This is a genomic window from Bacillus sp. 95MFCvi2.1, from assembly GCF_000374965.1.
Classification (GTDB): Bacteria; Bacillota; Bacilli; order Bacillales; family Bacillaceae_G; genus Bacillus_A; species Bacillus_A pseudomycoides.
The window spans coordinates 1-18,293 of sequence record NZ_KB895693.1 but is presented as its reverse complement, the minus strand read 5'-3'; the positions used below and the strand labels follow the sequence as shown (position 1 = coordinate 18,293).

Annotated in this window: 18 protein-coding genes; 5 read left to right on the top strand and 13 right to left on the bottom strand. The window is 38.4% G+C overall.

The window, feature by feature from the left end:
* Positions 1 to 26: 26 nt before the first annotated feature.
* The 5 genes from acdA to C568_RS0107690 all read right to left on the bottom strand — a co-directional run bounded on the left by acdA (position 27) and on the right by C568_RS0107690 (position 6,688).
* Positions 27 to 1,166: an acyl-CoA dehydrogenase AcdA gene (acdA, locus tag C568_RS0107710; protein WP_003202333.1), complete on the bottom strand. Its 1,140-nt coding sequence runs from the start codon at positions 1,164 to 1,166 to the stop codon at positions 27 to 29.
* Positions 1,167 to 1,193: 27 nt separating this feature from the next.
* Positions 1,194 to 2,324, bottom strand: coding sequence for an acyl-CoA dehydrogenase (locus C568_RS0107705; protein WP_018781174.1), 1,131 nt, complete (start codon positions 2,322 to 2,324; stop codon positions 1,194 to 1,196).
* An 89-nt stretch (positions 2,325 to 2,413) separates the two neighbouring features.
* Complete coding sequence (locus C568_RS0107700; protein WP_006096674.1) at positions 2,414 to 3,265, bottom strand: 3-hydroxybutyryl-CoA dehydrogenase; 852 nt, start codon at positions 3,263 to 3,265, stop codon at positions 2,414 to 2,416.
* A gap of 18 nt (positions 3,266 to 3,283) precedes the next feature.
* Positions 3,284 to 4,567, bottom strand: a complete 1,284-nt coding sequence (locus tag C568_RS0107695) for an acetyl-CoA C-acetyltransferase (protein WP_026008494.1) — start codon at positions 4,565 to 4,567, stop codon at positions 3,284 to 3,286.
* Positions 4,568 to 4,576: 9 nt separating this feature from the next.
* On the bottom strand, positions 4,577 to 6,688 hold the full coding sequence (locus tag C568_RS0107690) for a (Fe-S)-binding protein (RefSeq protein ID WP_018781173.1): 2,112 nt from the start codon (positions 6,686 to 6,688) through the stop codon (positions 4,577 to 4,579).
* Between the two features lie 204 nt (positions 6,689 to 6,892).
* On the opposite strand from C568_RS0107690, the gene cls reads away from it, so the two are divergent.
* Positions 6,893 to 8,086 (top strand): cardiolipin synthase, encoded by a 1,194-nt coding sequence (gene cls, locus C568_RS0107685; RefSeq protein ID WP_018781172.1) that lies wholly within the window; start codon positions 6,893 to 6,895, stop codon positions 8,084 to 8,086.
* 45 nt (positions 8,087 to 8,131) lie between these two features.
* Positions 8,132 to 9,085 (top strand): UV DNA damage repair endonuclease UvsE, encoded by a 954-nt coding sequence (gene uvsE / locus C568_RS0107680; RefSeq protein ID WP_018781171.1) that lies wholly within the window; start codon positions 8,132 to 8,134, stop codon positions 9,083 to 9,085.
* Between the two features lie 177 nt (positions 9,086 to 9,262).
* On the opposite strand, the gene C568_RS0107675 is transcribed toward uvsE, so the two are convergent.
* Together C568_RS0107675 and C568_RS0107670 are read right to left on the bottom strand one after the other, a co-directional pair.
* Positions 9,263 to 9,400 (bottom strand): quorum-sensing peptide PapR, encoded by a 138-nt coding sequence (locus tag C568_RS0107675; protein ID WP_018781170.1) that lies wholly within the window; start codon positions 9,398 to 9,400, stop codon positions 9,263 to 9,265.
* Between the two features lie 266 nt (positions 9,401 to 9,666).
* Positions 9,667 to 10,557, bottom strand: coding sequence for a helix-turn-helix domain-containing protein (locus tag C568_RS0107670; protein ID WP_018781169.1), 891 nt, complete (start codon positions 10,555 to 10,557; stop codon positions 9,667 to 9,669).
* Positions 10,558 to 10,970: 413 nt separating this feature from the next.
* On the opposite strand from C568_RS0107670, the gene C568_RS35245 reads away from it, so the two are divergent.
* Positions 10,971 to 11,231 carry a hypothetical protein gene (locus C568_RS35245; protein WP_018781168.1) on the top strand — a complete coding sequence of 87 codons (261 nt, stop codon included), beginning with the start codon at positions 10,971 to 10,973 and terminating at the stop codon, positions 11,229 to 11,231.
* 37 nt (positions 11,232 to 11,268) lie between these two features.
* Here C568_RS35245 and C568_RS0107660 read toward each other — a convergent pair whose 3' ends face one another.
* From C568_RS0107660 to C568_RS0107645, 4 genes are read right to left on the bottom strand one after another with little or no spacing between them, the layout of a single operon-like run.
* On the bottom strand, positions 11,269 to 11,871 hold the full coding sequence (locus tag C568_RS0107660) for a response regulator transcription factor (RefSeq protein ID WP_018781167.1): 603 nt from the start codon (positions 11,869 to 11,871) through the stop codon (positions 11,269 to 11,271).
* Positions 11,868 to 12,995: a sensor histidine kinase gene (locus C568_RS0107655; RefSeq protein ID WP_018781166.1), complete on the bottom strand. Its 1,128-nt coding sequence runs from the start codon at positions 12,993 to 12,995 to the stop codon at positions 11,868 to 11,870. Before C568_RS0107655 ends, C568_RS0107660 begins: the two co-directional genes overlap by 4 nt.
* Position 12,996: 1 nt before the next feature.
* Entirely contained in the window at positions 12,997 to 13,731 is a 735-nt protein-coding gene (locus C568_RS0107650) for an ABC transporter permease (RefSeq protein WP_018764904.1), read from the bottom strand.
* Positions 13,728 to 14,630 carry an ABC transporter ATP-binding protein gene (locus C568_RS0107645; protein WP_006096684.1) on the bottom strand — a complete coding sequence of 301 codons (903 nt, stop codon included), beginning with the start codon at positions 14,628 to 14,630 and terminating at the stop codon, positions 13,728 to 13,730. The genes C568_RS0107650 and C568_RS0107645 overlap by 4 nt, the downstream gene beginning before the upstream one ends.
* A gap of 171 nt (positions 14,631 to 14,801) precedes the next feature.
* On the opposite strand from C568_RS0107645, the gene map reads away from it, so the two are divergent.
* Complete coding sequence (gene map, locus C568_RS0107640; RefSeq protein ID WP_026008493.1) at positions 14,802 to 15,599, top strand: type I methionyl aminopeptidase; 798 nt, start codon at positions 14,802 to 14,804, stop codon at positions 15,597 to 15,599.
* A 439-nt stretch (positions 15,600 to 16,038) separates the two neighbouring features.
* Positions 16,039 to 17,439, top strand: coding sequence for a M28 family metallopeptidase (locus C568_RS0107635; protein WP_018781165.1), 1,401 nt, complete (start codon positions 16,039 to 16,041; stop codon positions 17,437 to 17,439).
* A 139-nt stretch (positions 17,440 to 17,578) separates the two neighbouring features.
* Here the strand turns inward: C568_RS0107635 and C568_RS36075 are convergent, their stop codons facing one another.
* Both C568_RS36075 and C568_RS0107625 read right to left on the bottom strand, forming a co-directional pair.
* Positions 17,579 to 17,713, bottom strand: a complete 135-nt coding sequence (locus tag C568_RS36075; protein WP_018781164.1) for a hypothetical protein — start codon at positions 17,711 to 17,713, stop codon at positions 17,579 to 17,581.
* A gap of 148 nt (positions 17,714 to 17,861) precedes the next feature.
* The coding region (locus C568_RS0107625) for a Cna B-type domain-containing protein (protein ID WP_018781163.1) at positions 17,862 to 18,293 on the bottom strand (432 nt) is incomplete at its 5' end.

The following is an 18,293-nucleotide window of genomic DNA, read 5'->3' as shown; positions in this document are numbered from 1 at the left end:
GTAGGAAAATACCTACGCTTTTTCTCTTATTTCGTTAACATGCGAGAAATTACAAGCCTTTGAATCTCTTGTGTTCCCTCATAAATTTGCGTAATCTTTGCATCACGCATGAACCGTTCTACCGGGTAATCTTTCGTATAACCGTAACCACCAAATACTTGTACTGCTTCCGTCGTTACTTTCATCGCTGTATCCCCAGCAAACACCTTCGACATCGCTGATTCTTTTCCGTACGGAAGTCCTTCTGATTCTAGCCAAGCAGCTTGGTATGTTAATAGGCGTGCTGCCTCTACACTTGTCGCCATATCTGCTAATTTAAAACCAATTCCTTGCTGCGCAGCAATTGGCTTTCCAAACTGATGCCGTTCTCTTGCATACTCCACAGAAGCATCTAAAGCTCCTTGCGCAATACCAACAGCTTGCGCCGCAATACCGTTACGACCACCGTCTAGCGTCTGCATTGCAATTTTGAACCCTTGTCCTTCTTCGCCAAGTAAATTTTCAGCAGGAATACGGCAGTCTTCAAACATGATTTCTGTTGTTGGTGAAGAGCGAATCCCAAGCTTGCTCTCTTTCTTACCAACTGAAAATCCTAGCGCATCGCTTTCTACAATGAATGCACTTGTGCCGCGCTGCTTTGATTCTGGATCAGTCAATGCAAAGACAACATAAATATCAGCAATGCCGCCATTTGTAATAAAAATCTTAGAACCATTTAAAATGTAGTGATCCCCATCTCGCTTCGCTGTCGTTCTCATTCCGCCTGCATCTGAACCAGAACCTGGCTCTGTTAAACCATATGCACCAATTTTCTTCCCTTCTGCCATCGGGCGTAAAAACTTTTGTTTTTGTTCCTCTGTTCCAAATTTAAAAATGGGCCAACCAGCAAGCGAAGTATGAGCAGATAACGTGACACCTGTCGAAGCGCAAACACGAGATAACTCTTCTACAGCAATCACATACGCTAAGTAATCGCTTCCAATCCCGCCGTATTCTTCAGGCCATGGAATTCCTGTTAAACCAAGGTCCGCCATTTGGTCAAATAAAGCGCGGTCAAATCGTTCTTCTTCATCTCGCTCCGCTGCTGTCGGCGCCACTTCATTTCTCGCAAAATCTCGAACCATTTTTCGTATCATTTCATGCTCTTCTGATAATTTAAAATCCATGTTCCTTCCCCTCACTCTCTCTTCTCTTTATAATGCTCGGCTAATAACAAGCCGCTGTATTTCACTCGTTCCTTCATAAATCTCACAAATTTTTGCATCACGGAAAAATCGCTCAACTGGATAATCTTTCGTATAGCCGTAACCGCCAAATACTTGTACCGCTTCAATTGCGACATCGACCGCTGTTTTCGAAGCAAACAGCTTTGCGATAGATGCTTCCTTCCCGCAAGGAAGTCCCTGTGCCCTAAGCGATGCCGCTCTATATACAAGTAACCTCGCAGCTTCTATGCTCGTAGCCATATCCGCCAGTTTAAAGCCCAGTCCTTGCTGCGCGGCAATTGGCTTTCCAAATTGCTGACGCTCCTTCGCATAATCCACTGCACATGCTAGCGCTGCCTCGGCGATGCCAAGTGCCTGTGCTCCAATACCAATGCGACCAACATCTAAATTCGCCATCGCTACTTTAAAACCTTGTCCTTCTTCACCAAGCAGGTTTTCTACTGGTACTTTCATATCTTCAAATGTTAATTGCACTGTACGAGAACCAAGCAGTCCCATCTTATGTTCGTCTTTTCCAACGATTAAGCCTGGTGTATCTTTCTCTACAATAAACGCAGAAATTCCGCTCTTCCCTGCATCTGGATTCGTAGAAGCAAACACGATATATGTATCCGCCTCGCCACCGTTTGTAATAAATACTTTCGAACCGTTAATGACATAGTGATCACCTTGCTTTACGGCTCTTGATTTTAAGCTACCTGCATCTGATCCCGCATTTGGCTCAGTTAAAGCAAATGCACCTAAGTATTCACCCGTCGCTAGTTTAGAAACATATTTTTGCTTTTGTTCTTCTGTTCCAAAATATAAAATTGGGTTTGTTCCAACCGATGTGTGTACCGCCAAAATAACACCAATTGTCGCGCTCACCTTTGATAATTCCTCAATAGCTAAAATGTAAGAAATGAAATCCATTTCCGCACCGCCATATTTCGCTGGTGCTGGAATCCCCATAAGTCCAAGTTCACCCATTTTCTTCAAAATCTCTCTAGGAAACACCCCTTGTTCCATCTCTGGAACAAAGGGAGCGATTTCCTTTTGTGCAAAATCTCGAACCATTTTCCTCATCATCTGCTGCTCTTCTGTAAAACGAAAATTCATATGCCCCGCCCCCATTTGCGATATATCTTTTTTCAACCACCTGGTAAGACCACTACTTTGTAAAAAAGAGGGAGACCTACCCTTGCTTTCTATTCGTATACGTAGAAACCACGACCTGTTTTTCGACCTAACCAACCAGCATTTACATATTTACGTAATAACGGACATGGGCGATACTTACTATCTCCTAGTCCTTCATGCAGAACCTCCATAATGTATAAACACGTATCTAGACCAATAAAATCTGCTAATGTTAACGGCCCCATTGGATGATTCATACCGAGCTTCATCACTTCATCAATTGCTTCTTTTGTTGCGACGCCTTCATATAGCGTATAAATCGCTTCATTAATCATCGGTAATAAAATACGGTTGGAAACAAATCCAGGGAAATCATTTACTTCAACTGGTACTTTTCCGATTTTCTTTGTAATGTCTTCGATTGTTTCGTATACTGCATCATCTGTTGCAAGACCCCGAATGATTTCAACAAGCTTCATAACCGGAACTGGATTCATAAAGTGCATCCCAATTACTTTCTCTGGTCTTTTCGTTACCGCTGCAATTTCTGTAATTGGTAAAGACGATGTATTTGTCGCCAAAATCGCATGTTCTGGTGCAATTTCATCTAAATTCGCGAAAATTTTCTTTTTAATATCCATTTTCTCAACGGCTGCCTCAATAACAAGATCTGCTTCTTTTACACAATTTAATTCAAGCGTCGCTGTAAGACGATTTAAAGTTGCTTCCTTTGACTCTTCATCCATGCGTCCTTTTTCTACTTGGCGTGCTAAGTTTTTTGTAATAATGGATAATCCCCGATCTAATTGCTCTTGTTTCAAATCCTGCATATATACGTCATATCCTGCCATCGCACATACTTGTGCAATACCTGAACCCATTTGCCCCGCACCGATTACAACAATTTTTTGCACACTCATTTTTTCTCCCCCTTTTTATTAATGAACTTCAATCATAATCGCGTCGCCTTGGCCACCGCCGCTGCAAATCGATGCAATTCCAATGCCGCCGCCGCGTTGCTTCAATGCATGAATAAGCGTTACAATAATCCGTGCCCCGCTTGCTCCAATTGGATGTCCCATCGCAACCGCGCCACCGTTTACGTTAATTTTTTCCGGATCAATTCCTGCAATATTTGCACTCGCAATTGCAACTGCTGCAAAGGCTTCGTTAATCTCAAATAAGTCAATCTCATCCACTGTCTTACCTGTTTTCTTCAAAAGCTCATTAATCGCATACCCTGGTGTTCTTGGGAAATCTTTCGCTTCTACCGCAATTGCTGTATGTGCTAAAATCGTCGCTAACGGTTTTCTTCCTTCTTGCTGCGCTCTGTCCTCGCTCATTAATACAAGCGCCGCGCCGCCATCATTTAACCCTGGTGCATTTCCAGCCGTTACTGCCGCTGTTTTATCAAATACAGGCTTTAGCTTTGCTAGCTTTTCAACTGTTGTATCTTCGCGCGGCGCTTCATCTTTTGTAACAACAATCGGCTCACCTTTTCGCTGCGGTACAGATACTGGTACGATTTCCTCTTCAAATCGACCTTCCTTCTGCGCAGAAACTGCACGCTGATGACTGCGATATGCCCATTCATCTTGCACTTCGCGAGAGATTCCGTCCTCCTTCGCGACTTCTCCGCCATACACACCCATATGTACGCCAGAAAATGAACACGTTAAGCCATCTACTACATTTAGATCGGCAACTTGATTATGTCCCATCCGGTATCCCCATCGTGCACCTTGTAAAATATAAGGACTATTGCTCATTGATTCCATTCCGCCTGCTACAATAAGCGTTTGATCTCCAGTACGAATAATTTGATCAGCCATTGTTACAGCACGAAGACCAGATGCACAAACTTTATTCACTGTTTCTGTACGAGTTTCCCAGGGAAGTCCAGCTTCTCTCGCCGCTTGGCGCGAAGGAATTTGCCCCTGTCCTCCTTGAATCACCGCTCCGAATATAACTTCTTCAACATCATTTGCAGCAACATCCGCTCGCTCAAGCGCAGCTTTAATCGCAATTCCTCCAAGTTCCGTTGCTTTTACATCCTTTAAAGATCCCCCAAACTTTCCAACCGGCGTTCTTGCAGCACTTAAAATAACTGTTCTTACCACGTTTATTTCCCCCATTTCTTTTTTCGGCGCTGAGCGCCCGCTCGATACTCCTACGCTGAGAAGAGGTGCAAATCTTGCACCTCTTTCTAAAGTTGTATGGATTCTTACGTATTACATAACTTCTTTTTTAGCCCCAATTACAGAGCGTTCTAAAATCTCTGTTACATCAAGTGTCTGAACTTGCTCTTCTACTTCTTTTGCTTTCGTACCGTCACTAATCATCGTTAGGCAGTACGGGCATCCCGTACCAATGATTGACGGTTTCACAGCAAGTGCTTGTTCTGTACGTGCAACGTTAATGCGCGAACCTGTTGTTTCTTCCATCCACATAAGTCCGCCGCCTGCACCGCAGCACATGCCTGTTTCACGATTACGCTCCATTTCAACAACTTTCACACCTGGAATTGCTTTTAAAATACTGCGCGGTGCTTCATATACTTCGTTGTATCTTCCTAAATAACAGGAGTCATGATACGTAATCGTCTCTTCAATACGGTGAACCGGCTCTAATCGTCCTTCTTTCACCCACTGTGCTAATAATTCTGTATGGTGATAGACTTCTGCTTGTAGGCCAAAGTCTGGATACTCATTTTTAAATGTGTTATAGGCATGCGGATCAATCGTAACGATTTTCTTCACGCCTGCTTTTTCAAATTCTTCAATGTTCTTTGTGGCCATCTCTTGGAATACAAATTCGTTTCCAAGGCGGCGCGGCGTATCTCCCGAGTTCTTTTCTTTATTACCAAGAATCGCAAAGGAAATGCCCGCTTTATTCATCAGCTTCGCAAATGATATCGCAATTTTCTGACTGCGGTTATCATAAGATCCCATTGATCCTACCCAGAATAAATATTCGAACTCTTCGCCAGCCTTTGTTTTCTCTTTCACAGTTGGAACGGTTACTTCATCATCGCCTTGGCGCCACGTTTCACGCTCTTTACGGTTCAGCCCCCACGGATTCCCTTGGCGCTCAATATTTGTCATCGCACGCTGCGCTTCTGGATCCATTTTTCCTTCTGTTAAAACGAGATAACGACGTAAATCAATAACTTTGTCAACGTGTTCATTCATAACTGGGCATTGATCTTCACAGTTACGGCACGTTGTACATGCCCAAATCTCTTCTTCTGTAATGACGTCTCCGATTAAACTTGGATCATAAGCAAGTGCTGTAGCAGCCGATTCTTGTTGCCCTTGCCCCGCTGCCATCATCGCTAACTGATTTCCTTGTGTATTGTTAAACGCAACCGCCGGAACCCATGGAGCCCGTGATGTTACCGCTGCCCCCTTATCCGTTAAGTGATCGCGAAGTTTTAAAATTAAATCCATTGGTGACAACATTTTGCCCGTTCCTGTTGCCGGGCACATATTTGTACAGCGCCCGCACTCTACACAAGCGTATAAATCAATAAGCTGCGTCTGTTTGAAATCCTCAATTTTCCCAACGCCGAATGTTTCTTGTGTCTCATCTTCAAAATCAATTTTTTCAAGTTTCCCTGGATTAGAAAGGCGAGTAAAGAATACATTAGCAGGTCCGGCAATTAAATGTGCGTGTTTTGATTGTGGTACATAAACTAAAAACGTTAACAAAATAAGTAGATGCACCCACCAAGAGAAATAGAACACAGAAATAGCTGCGGTTTCATTTATTCCTGAGAAAACGTAAGCGATTCCAGAAGCGATTGGTTCGCTCCACGAAAGCTCTTCGCCGTGCCATATAATGCCCATTCCGTTACCAAGTAGTACAGAAAGCATTAAGCCTCCGATAAAAATAAGAACAAGGCCTGATTTAAAATTACGTTTTAAACGAACAAGTTTTTCAACGTATCTTCTATGAAAAGCCCAAAAAACTGCGATTAAAATCATAAGTGTGATAATTTCCTGGAAGAATGTAAATGCAGGGTATAGTGGTCCAAATGGAAGATGTGATCCTGGTGCTAATCCTTTCCAAACGAAGTCAATTGCTCCAAATTGGACAAGAATAAATCCGTAAAAAAACATAACGTGCATGATACCGCTTTTCTTATCTTTCAGCAATTTTTTTTGACCGAAAACGTTAACCTTAAGAATATCCCACCTCTCTTTAAAGCGGCGATCAAATTCTACTTTTTTTCCTAATTGTATGTAGGCCATCCTTGTTCGTATCAAATATACAAACAAATATCCAGCATAAGCAATAACAGCAATGGCAGCCAGCCAATTAATGATCAGTAAACTATTCATTTTTATGATACCCCTCTCTTTGTAAGCCCTCTTTCTTTTAGAATCTTCGAAAATAAATAATTTTCTGAATTATATCCCCTATCCCCATTATATAATGAGTGAGCATTCAGTCAACAGTTTTTTGTTATACAACACAACATTTTTTCATAAAGCTGTTTATTTAGGTGAAACTATAAGAATGAATTCTCAGGAGGTAATTTGATAATGGTCTTTTTATCTCTATTACTAATATGCTTAGTCATATGGGTCTCACTCGACTTTTTACTTGGAAGAAAACATCATTTAAAAAAAATAAAGTCCCGCCCCTTTCCCTTACGACGTAGCAACTTTAAATTGTATACATGGGGAACAAATTTATACAATGATTTATTTCTGGATATAAAGAGGGCAAAGCATCATATACATATTTTATTTTTCATTGTCAAAAATGATGAAATTAGTCAAACCTTTTTACAGCTTCTCACTGAAAAAGCCAAACAAGGTATAGAAGTACGCCTCCTTCTCGATCGTATAGGAAGCCATCGTTTATCAGATGAAGCCATTCGCTCACTCAGGCAACATGGTGTATCTTTTTCATATTGCCATAAAATCAAGATCCCTTTTCTCTTTTTTTCTGCAAACCAAAGAAATCATAGAAAAATTACGATTATCGATGGGGAAATTGGCTATATTGGAGGTTTCAACATCGGAGAAGAATATTTGGGGCATGATCCTGAATTGGGCCTTTGGCGTGATTATCATTTACGCCTGACCGGCGAAGGCGTACAAGATTTACAAAAACAATTTTTGCACGATTGGCGCGATGATACAAATGAAGATTTATTAGAAGAAGCATCATTTTTTCCTAAACAGTTTCCAGGTCCTATGCTACACCGCTTTATCCCAACAGACGGTGCCTATTTACAGGAAACATTTGTATCACTTATTGAAAGTGCAAAAGAGGAATTATATATTGGGACACCCTATTTCATTCCGGGAAAAATAGTAATGAATGCATTATTACAAGCAAAAAAACGAGGTGTTCGCATTACGATTCTCGTTCCTAAAAAAGCAGATCACCCACTCGTTCGCGAAGCTAAATTACCATACTGCCGGAAATTGATGAGAGCAGGGTGTCATATTTATGAATTTCAACAAGGATTTTTTCACGCGAAAATTATTATGGTAGATAATCATATTTGTGATATCGGAACAGCTAATTTTGATATGAGAAGTATATACATCAATCATGAAATAAATTGTCTCCTATATGATCGGGCTTTTATACAAGAAATTAAGGTGCACATTAGCAAAGATATAGAGGGATCTACATTGCTTACATGGAAAGAGGTTTCCTCCCTCTCCCTTGTTGATAAAAGTAAAGAATGGATTGGGACGTTACTAGCGTTTTTCTTATGAAATGAAACTTTTATAATTAAATAATAAATAACGGGGGTAGGACAGATGATTATGCGCTTTGGGTATGTCTCACATGCAGTCGCTTTGTGGGACTGTTCTCCTGCAAAAACAATGACGTTTACAACGTGGAAAAAGCTTGGGAAACAGGAACGAGAAGAAAAATTATATAATATTACAATGCAAAACCTTATGCATACATTACGTATCCTGCATTACAATATCGCACATGAAATTCCATTATACCGATTATCATCTTCTATCGTCCCGCTCGCAACCCATCCTGAAGTTGATTTTGATTATATCGATATATTTACACCCTTTTGGCGTAAGATGGGGAAATTAATTCGAGAGCATAACTTACGAGTCAGCTTTCATCCAAATCAATTCACATTATTTACAAGTGAAAAACCTCATATTACAGATAATGCGGTTTTAGATATGACATATCACTATAACGTATTAGATGCAATGGGATTAGCAGACTCTTCCTACATTAATATCCATATTGGAGGTGCATACGGCAACAAAGAGAAAGCTTTACTACGCTTTCATGAAAACTTAAAAAAGCTCCCCCCTCATATCAAGCAGCAAATGACACTTGAAAATGATGATAAAACATATACAGCTTCTGAAACATTAGCCGTTTGTAAGCTAGAAAGAATCCCTTTTATATTTGATTATCATCATCACATGGCAAATCTTTGTGATGAACCGTTAGAAGCACTGCTACCAGCTATTTTCAAAACGTGGGATCATACAAATACCATTCCTAAGGTTCATATTTCTTCACCAAAATCAGAGAAGGAATTCAGGTCACACGCTAATTATATTGATGCTACATTTATAAAACCCTTTTTACACATCACGAGAGAACTAAATCAAGATTTCGATATTATGATTGAGAGTAAACAAAAAGATTTAGCACTTTTTCAGTTCGTAGATGAACTTGCTTCTATAAGAGGAGTGAGACGAATAAGCGGTGCAGCGTTACAATGGTAATTGTAACGCTGTTTCACGATTCTCTTCTCTTTGGTGTAATTGCCGAAGGTGTTAAGAGCAAGGAATAATAATCATTCTTACATACCTAAACCTTTGACTACATTCAAGAGCTTTGAATTATCTAACACTTTTATCCCTAACAAAAATAAAGAACCCTCACTTGGGTTCTTTTTTATCTTAATGTTCAAATGGTATATCTGAAGCTAATTGTACTTGTTCCTGTTGATTTGTTAATGCGTGATCTTGACTCACTCCGAATGCAATACCAGCTAGCATTGCCATTGCCATTAAACCGCATGCAAGAATTTTTTTCATCACTCATCACCCTATGCTCTATTTTCTCTAAATATATCATGAAATAATTTCTTTTAAAAATGCAATTATGCATATTCTCTTATGGTTTCATTATTTAAAAATACAGAATGAAACTTCCATCAGTGGGAGTACTCTTCATTCCGCACTGATTGTTAGCCCTCACCGACTGGGCTTTTACGGGCAGTTATCGTCCACCTATCTTCCTCTTTTCTCTTTTAATCTTGAAGTGGGGGAATTACTGTCCACGAATAGCGGAATCAATTTAATTAGCTAGAGAATATTGTCTGTTCATTACGATCAGCTAATCCCATTTTTGCTAATAATATCTCTTTGTTAGAATGTAAATCTAGTAAATCAAAAAAGAATAAAGCCTTTTCATAAACAACTGTAATTTCTCTTGGTGGATAAATTAATTTCTCTAAGCACTCTCCCTTTTGATAATACAGTTGCCCAAGAAGCTGCATACTCCCAATAAGTCGCGACGTTTCAATTGCTTTATCTACTTGCTGAAGCGACTTTGCATATTCATTATTTAAACATAAAGCTTTCGCATAATTATATCGAACCTTAACAACAAAATCTTGATCACTCTGCAATGACTCCAGCTGTTGTAAAATATCTTGAAATAATGTAATAGCTTTTTCTAAATGGTTATTTTCTGCATAAATAATAGCAATCGAATTTTCGATATATAAATTTTGAAACACATCTACCCCACCATATTGCCGATGGATTATATTTTTCAGCTCTGAGATGCAGTATTCAAAATTGACTTTCTTTAAAGCATAAGAAGATAAATGATAATACCATAGAAGAAATTGCTTAAATTCAGGATGACATTCTTCTTTCTTTAACTCCTCTGAAACAATTTTATGAATTTCATCATACTGCTTCTTCTTACACAATAATTGAATTTGATTCTTAAACTTTTTCTTTCTTTCGAGGTCAGAATAAAGAAGAACCTCATAAAAATGAATAATGGGAACCCTTAGCTTTGCTGCAATCCCTTGCAGTATATCCATACTTGGATATACCGTTCCTGACTCAATCCTGCTTACCTCTGATTGATGACATATATTCTCAGACAACTGCTTTTGTGTTAAACCTCTTAACATTCTAATTTTCTTTATTTCAGCTCCCAGCTTTTCTGCGTGCATAATAGCTCACCATCCCATTACAGAAATCTAACTTTTCAAGTTGTCATACCACTACAATAATAGTTTTCCGGCACTTTTAAACATGAAATATTGCATAATATATATCATTTAGCACACTTTTCTTATAAATCATCTTATACACATACAAGACTCCAAATGTTAGAGATGAATAATATAAAAGTTGCTAGTATATTCCTTACTTCTGTTCTATTCTATCCCTTATCATGTAGCAGCAATTATCGTGCCCCAAAAATTAATAACAATGAAGTGAACATTGAAGTTACTCAACCTAGCTTGATAATTAGTAAATAAACTGAACCACAAAACGTAACAATAGGAAATATTACTAAAAATACTTAAAAGATGAAGCAAAAGAGGTTAACGCGTAACAAAAACAAGTTACCACTGAAAAGATGTTGAATTTCAACCTACAAGAAAATCAAACCGAAGTATGTCTTTCCCAATCATATAAAAATGATGAAATATATGACCAAGACATCATTGCTCAAGTAGATAAACATGGGGTAATTAAGACAATTAGTGGTAAAGTTGTCCAAAATCTAGAACAGCAACCTAATCTTACTATAACAAATTTTTTGTCGAAAAATGAAGTAAAATCTATATTATGTCATAGACTTTACATTTTAGTGATAGAGGTTCAAAAAAAAGAATAAAAAGATGTTTACCACTATAACCGGTAAACATCTTTTTTCATATCCAGCCCTTTTCTTCCGCAATCGCAATTGCTTCAATTCGGTTTTTCGCATTTAATTTTGTTAACACATCTGAAATATAATTCCGTACAGTACCAGATGAAAGATACAGTTTCTTGGCAATTTCATTTGCTGTTTTTCCTTCTTTCGCTAACAAAAGTACTTCTTTCTCACGATCTGATAACGGATTTTTCTCTTGCCATAGTCCAAACATTAATTCAGGGGAAATCTCTCGTTTCCCTTGCATTACATTACGGATTGCGGCTGCTAAATCTTCACTTGGGCTATCCTTTAATAAATATCCATGAACTCCTGCTTTCATTGCTCTTTCAAAATAACCTGGACGTGCGAATGTTGTTAAAATCATTACTTTGCATAGTAATTTTTTCTTTTGCAATTCCTCTGCAACATCTAAACCACTTTGAATCGGCATTTCAATATCCATAATACTTATATCTGGCTGCAACTTTTCAATTAATTTTAAAGCTTCTTCACCATTCTCCGCCTGCCCTACCACTTCAATGTCATCTTCTAAATCAAGCAGAGCTCCGAGCGCTCCCCTAAGCATTCGTTGATCCTCAGCAATGATGATTCTAATCATGCTCTCACCTCATCTTTTCCTGTTCTAATTACAATTGGAACCTTCACCGTTAACATCGTCCCAGGATGCGTTTCATCTAGTTCAAGTGCTCCATCAATAAGTGCAAGCCGTTCTTTCATACCTAAAATGCCATTCCCATCATGACTTTGTGCTTGTAATCCCACTCCATTATCTTTCACCTGCAAAATCAGTTCTCCTTGCGTTTCAAATAAGGAAACCATACATTCCGTCGCCTTACTATGCTTTACAACGTTCGTTACCGCTTCTCGCAAGCACATACCTACAATATTTTGCTCAAGTGGTGATAATACACCAGAATTTGCTTTCTGCTTTACCTCTAGTGAAATATTAGCAGCTTGCAGGATAGCCTTTATTTGCTCAAGCTCTTCTTCCACAGTAATCATCCGCATATCGGAAATCAATTCACGCAATTGCTTTAAGGCCGTGCGCGATGTTTGCGTAATCTCCTTCGCTTCTATACTTGCACGCTCTGGATTTTTTACAATCAGCTTCTCAACAAGCTGGCTTTTTAAAGTAATGAGGGATAACGTATGTCCTAAAGTATCGTGAAGGTCTCTGGCGATTCGCTGACGTTCTTCACGTTTTACTAGATCTTTAATTTGTTCGTTTGCTTCACTTAACTGGTTCCTTAACACCTTTTTTTGATTAAAACTACGCATAGCAAAAGGCATCAGAAGCATCATAATAAACATTGGTACAGCACCTAAAAAAGATGTCAACGAAAAATCATTTCTGTATACAAATATGAATGTGATAACGGTTAGTACTAATAAAGAAAATAGTATTCGGAATGATTTCTTTGTAGGTGCAAATGCTATTGCATTTGCAGTAAAAAAGCCTAAATAAATAAGATATGGATTATAAAAAAAACCTAACACAAATGCGATGATCATTTGTATACATGCCCACATCATAAATGTCTTTTGCACAAAATAAAGTTGTCGGTATGCCAAAACAAAGATTACTAGCATACCGCTTCCTAACAATAGTTTCCAACCAGTTTCTTGTAGTAATGTGTAGATTGGAAACGCTAAATATACAAGCCATATATACGGAAAGAATCCCATATGTTTCGGAAAAATCTCAAACTTCTTCTCTATCATGTTATACCGCTTCCTGTCTTTTTCTTATATATATTGATATTACAACAAATATAAGGAAATAACCTCCTAAAATCGCGATATTCTCCCAGCCTATAGATTTCCCCGCTACAATATCCCATGCCCCGCTTCCGAAGTGATATGTTGGTGTCCACTCTCCAATTGTTCTTAGCACTTTCGGAAACACTTCAATCGGCATCCATAAACCGCCTAGTACTGCTAAACTCATATTTAAGATGTTTGCGAGACCAGAAGCTGCATCTGCTTTCTTAATTGAACCTACAATCGTTCCAAGTGCTAAAAACGGCGTCACACCTATTAATAGCCATAATCCAGCACCAATCCATTGCCCGATCGTTAATTCCACGTTATTGATTAGCATACCTGCAATAAAGATCACAAGTATTGAAAAAGCATTTACCACTGTTTGAGAAATAATTTTAGCTGTTAAATATGCTCCCTCTGGAAGTGGTGTAATTTTCAAAAGATGTGTCCATCCCTGCCCTTTTTCTTGAGAAAGTCTCACACCAAAACTAAAAAGTGCTGTTCCTACAATACTGAAAGTAGCCATCGAAATTAAATAGTGCGCTTTCCAAGCATCTCCGTTCTGCGGTACTTGAATGACATTTGTAAAAATGTAATAAAACAGAACTGGCATTAATAATGAGAAAAAGATAAATAATTTATTGCGAAACGTACGTAAGATTTCTATTTTACATTGCATCCATAAGGCTTTCATACAATTCCCTCCTTCTGATTTGCGACAAACTGTTCAAACGCTTCATCAAGACTTCCTCGTTCAACTGAGATATCTGTAACAGGTAAATTCTCTTTATAAATTGCTTGCAACGTAGCATCCGTATCATCTGTTGTGAGAATAACACGCGGTTCATGAAACTGTACTGCTGTAACATGCGGTAACCCCTTCAGCAAGTCTGTTGGAATTTTTTCTTTTGTGTAAAATGAAATGGTTTTTCGAGAAATCGTTGCTTTCATTTCCTCTGGAGTTCCATCAGCAATGATTTCTCCGTTTGCAAATAGTAAAATTCGATCTGCTAACGCATCTGCTTCTTCTAAATAATGCGTTGTCAAAATAATCGTTTTCCCTTCACTCGCTAGCTTTCGAATCGTTTCCCAGAAAGCCTTTCTAGATGTAATGTCCATTCCTACAGTCGGTTCATCTAAAAATAATAAATCTGGGTTTCCAGCAAGTGCGAGTGCAAAGTTTAATCTTCTTTTTTGACCACCTGATAATTTTTCACAACGCTGCCTTTTTTCCGATTCTAAATTTGATAACTGAAGTAATGTTTCTTTTGCAACTGGATTCGTATAATAGCTGCGAAATAGATCAATTGCTTCCTCCACTGATATACTATCGATAACACTCACCTCTTGTAGCATTGCACCGAGGCGATTACGAACTGCTCGCTGCTTGGGACTCTTTCCAAATATAGAAACACTTCCTTCTGATGGATCCTTTAATCCAAGCATCATTGAGATTGTTGTTGTTTTCCCTGCACCGTTTGGCCCAAGAAGTGCAACAATCTGCCCCTTCTCTACATGAAATGAAACGTTATTTACAGCCTTTTTATGTTTAAATGTTTTTGAAACACCATTTACTTCAATAATCTTTTCCATCTTGCCACCTCCACTGTTCCTTATATTTACATTGTATAAATTGGAAGAGCTGGAAAACAGTAAAATACGTCATGATATGAATATGACAATTGTCATGAAGTTCCTATGAAACCCATCAAGGCTCCTTAAAAAGTATACTAACCGTACGCCAGTAGCAGGACAAAAATAAACATGATACAATCGTGTAAGATATATATTCGAGGAAGGACAGTGGTTTTTTTTATGATCATCCGTAATGAGAAGGATTTAGAAGGTTTACGAAAAATCGGCCGCGTTGTTGCGCTTGCACGCGAAGAGATGAAAAAACAAGCAAAGCCAGGTATGACAACGAAAGAGCTTGATTTGATCGGTAAAAAAGTATTAGATGAGCACGGTGCTATTTCTGCACCTGAAAAAGAATATGATTTCCCAGGTGTAACTTGTATTAGTGTAAATGAAGAAGTTGCACACGGTATTCCAAAAGATCAAGTATTAAAAGAAGGCGACTTAGTAAATGTTGATGTATCTGCGGCACTTGACGGTTATTATGCAGATACAGGTATCTCTTTTGTTCTTGGGCAAGATGAAGAAAAAGAAAAACTTTGCCAAGCAGCAGTAGATGCATTTTGGGCAGCAATGAAAAAAGTAAAAGCTGGTTCGAAACAAAACCAAATCGGTCGTGCAGTTTCTAACTTTGCTCATAAAAATGGCTATGCCGTTATCCAAAACTTAACAGGGCATGGCATCGGTCTTAGCTTACACGAAGCACCAAATCACATTCTAAGCTACTACGATCCAATGGATAATGCACTTCTTAAAGATGGTCTTGTTATCGCTGTAGAACCTTTCATTTCTATGAAGGCTGACCATATTATTGAACGCGGCGATGACGGTTGGACATTTGTAACACCAGATAAAAGCCTTGTTGCACAATGTGAACATACAGTCGTCGTAACACGCGGTGAGCCGATTATTTTAACTGAACTGTAAGGGATAAAAGGAATGCAAGTGGCATTCCTTTTTCTATACAAAAAAAAGAGAAATCACACTGATTTCTCTTCTTTTCATATGGATGCCTTACATCTAATGATAATTATCATGAAATGTGGAAACATGACAATTATCATGTTCAAAAGGTTCAAGCATGAGAAAAAGAAATCTCACCATAGATTTCTTTTTCTCTACATATTCTAAAGCTTGGGTACACTAGACATGCAATTTAGGGGCTTTCAAAACAAGAAAGCGAACCTTTGTCTAAAATAATAGCACATACATCCTCTCTAAAAATATGCATATATGCATATGAAATAATTCTACTTTTATTTCTCAACTTGAATTGATTGAAAATACAAAAAACAAGAGATAGAATAGAGTCGTTATCCGTCTTCTTTTGTCAGTCAGATAGAATAGAAGAATAGGAGCGGAATATATGAAGAGAACATTGAAACAAAAAATAGTAAGCTCTTTGCTTGCTGCAACACTCGCTGTCAGCTTAGCTCCAATTGGACAAGCAAAAGCTGATTCCCCGCCAGAAACGATCAAAACTCCACCTATTACAGGGCAAGTTAATGCTAACCGTGCAATCGAACACGTCCGTTTTTTATCAGAAACAATTGGCCCGCGCCCTGGTGGAACACAATCAGAAAAATGGGCTTCTCGCTATGTTGGGATGAAATTACAGTCAATGGGATATGAAGTAGAATATCAGCCATTTGCTGTACCTGATCAATATGTAGGATTTATTGATTCTCCTTTATCACGTTCAAAAAATTGGCAAGCAGGCGCCGCCCCAAATGCTTTAATTTCTACTGAGGCTGTCACCGCTCCTCTTATTTTTGTGCCGAATGGGACAAAATTAGAGGAAATTCCAAATGAAGTAAACGGAAAAATTGTCTTATTTGAAAGAGGTGCAACAGCAGCAGACTACAACAAACAAGTAGAAAATGCCGTTGCAAAAGGTGCAAAAGGCGTTCTCTTATATAGCCTAATTGGCGGCCGCGGCAACTATGGCCAAACTTTCAATCCAAGATTAACGAAAAAACAGTCCATCCCTGTATTTGGTCTTGCTTATGCACAAGGTAATGCCTTCAAAGAAGAATTAGCAAAAAAGGGAAGTACAATCCTTTCTTTAAAAGCACGACATGAATCAAACTTACAATCTCTAAATGTTATCGCGAAAAAGAAACCGAAAAAGAGCACTGGAAATGAGAAAGCTGTTATTGTAAGTTCACATTATGACAGCGTTGCTGGGGCACCAGGAGCAAATGATAATGCTTCTGGAACAGGGTTAGTATTAGAACTAGCTCGCGCATTTCAAAATGTAGAAACTGACAAAGAAATCCGATTTATTGCTTTCGGTTCAGAGGAAATGGGGTTGCTTGGTTCAGAGCACTACGTTGACAACTTATCTCAAAAAGAACGCGATCGTATTCTAGGCGTTTTTAATGCTGATATGGTTGCTACAAACTATGATAAAGCAAAAAATTTATATGCAATGACGCCAGATGGTTCTACGAATCTTGTAACAGACGCAGCATTAAATGCTGGGAAACAGTTAAATAATGATCTTGTTCTGCAAGGAAAGTTTGGTTCTAGTGACCATGTACCATTCGCTTACGCTGGCATCCCTGCCGCTCTATTCATCTGGATGGGAGTAGATAGTTGGGATCCACTCATCTATCATATTGAAAAGGTATACCATACGCCGCAAGATAACGTTCTAGAAAACATCTCACCTGAACGTATGAAAATGGCTTTAGATGTCATCGGCACTGGTGTTTATGATGTTCTGCAAAAACCGGTGGTACAAACAGGGCAGAAAGCTGCTTAATTATCACCAAAGCCACTCACTCCAAAGTGGTGGCTTTTTTTGTTAAAAAAATAAATAAATATGCATAAAAGCATATTTATTTCAAGATATTATCATGTATAATACTAAATATAACAATAATCAAATATAACAATAATTATCATACTTGATAAGAAGGCATTTCTATTATAAAAAAAACGATTCTTGTAGGTGTATTAACTTTTGCTGGACAGGAGCTACTGCTGCAATCATTCAAGAACAAAACTTTACAAAATACTATTTCTAATTTCGCCATAGAAAAACCCCCTTCAGGTTGCATTCTTCCCTTCACTTTATCGTGAAGTTTTTTTGAATATCTACCTAAAGGGAGTAATATCAATAGTAATTTTTTAATTTGTCTGCTACTCAGATTACAGTGTAATCAATAATCTAAAGCTTTTTTATTATTTTATTCGTTGTCGAGTGAATAGAATTCCACCTAAAACGAATAATATCATACCTGCAACGATTGAAATCATTTCCGCTGATGTTCCTCCTGTATTAGGAAGCATTGATGTCGGCTTATCATTTTCTTCAGTAGGTGGAACTTTTGAATCGTTATTTGTGTTTGGATCTTTTGGATCTTTTGGATCTTTTGGATCTTTTGGATCTACACCTGTTTCGTCTTTGATTTTTGTATTCGTGATGTCATAACCATGTACTTCGGATTGATATCCATCTACCGGTTGTTCTTTCACTTCATACTTATATGCCTTTCCTTCGGCATCATATGCCGCTAAGTCTGTAAATGCATATTTCCAACCGCTTGCTTCGCTTACTTCTTGCGTTGCAATCACTTTACCATTTTGTAGTAGGTCTACTTTGATCATTGCCGG

Bases quoted from the DNA above. Each gene is read 5' to 3' on its own strand.
- acdA (WP_003202333.1), bottom strand. From the start codon at position 1,166: ATGGATTTTAAATTATCAGAAGAGCATGAAATGATACGAAAAATGGTT.
- C568_RS0107705 (WP_018781174.1), bottom strand. From the start codon at position 2,324: ATGAATTTTCGTTTTACAGAAGAGCAGCAGATGATGAGGAAAATGGTT.
- C568_RS0107700 (WP_006096674.1), bottom strand. From the start codon at position 3,265: ATGAGTGTGCAAAAAATTGTTGTAATCGGTGCGGGGCAAATGGGTTCA.
- C568_RS0107690 (WP_018781173.1), bottom strand. From the start codon at position 6,688: ATGAATAGTTTACTGATCATTAATTGGCTGGCTGCCATTGCTGTTATT.
- cls (WP_018781172.1), top strand. From the start codon at position 6,893: ATGGTCTTTTTATCTCTATTACTAATATGCTTAGTCATATGGGTCTCA.
- uvsE (WP_018781171.1), top strand. From the start codon at position 8,132: ATGATTATGCGCTTTGGGTATGTCTCACATGCAGTCGCTTTGTGGGAC.
- C568_RS0107675 (WP_018781170.1), bottom strand. From the start codon at position 9,400: ATGAAAAAAATTCTTGCATGCGGTTTAATGGCAATGGCAATGCTAGCT.
- C568_RS0107670 (WP_018781169.1), bottom strand. From the start codon at position 10,557: ATGCACGCAGAAAAGCTGGGAGCTGAAATAAAGAAAATTAGAATGTTA.
- C568_RS35245 (WP_018781168.1), top strand. From the start codon at position 10,971: ATGTTGAATTTCAACCTACAAGAAAATCAAACCGAAGTATGTCTTTCC.
- C568_RS0107660 (WP_018781167.1), bottom strand. From the start codon at position 11,871: ATGATTAGAATCATCATTGCTGAGGATCAACGAATGCTTAGGGGAGCG.
- C568_RS0107655 (WP_018781166.1), bottom strand. From the start codon at position 12,995: ATGATAGAGAAGAAGTTTGAGATTTTTCCGAAACATATGGGATTCTTT.
- C568_RS0107650 (WP_018764904.1), bottom strand. From the start codon at position 13,731: ATGAAAGCCTTATGGATGCAATGTAAAATAGAAATCTTACGTACGTTT.
- C568_RS0107645 (WP_006096684.1), bottom strand. From the start codon at position 14,630: ATGGAAAAGATTATTGAAGTAAATGGTGTTTCAAAAACATTTAAACAT.
- map (WP_026008493.1), top strand. From the start codon at position 14,802: ATGATACAATCGTGTAAGATATATATTCGAGGAAGGACAGTGGTTTTT.
- C568_RS0107635 (WP_018781165.1), top strand. From the start codon at position 16,039: ATGAAGAGAACATTGAAACAAAAAATAGTAAGCTCTTTGCTTGCTGCA.
- C568_RS36075 (WP_018781164.1), bottom strand. From the start codon at position 17,713: ATGGCGAAATTAGAAATAGTATTTTGTAAAGTTTTGTTCTTGAATGAT.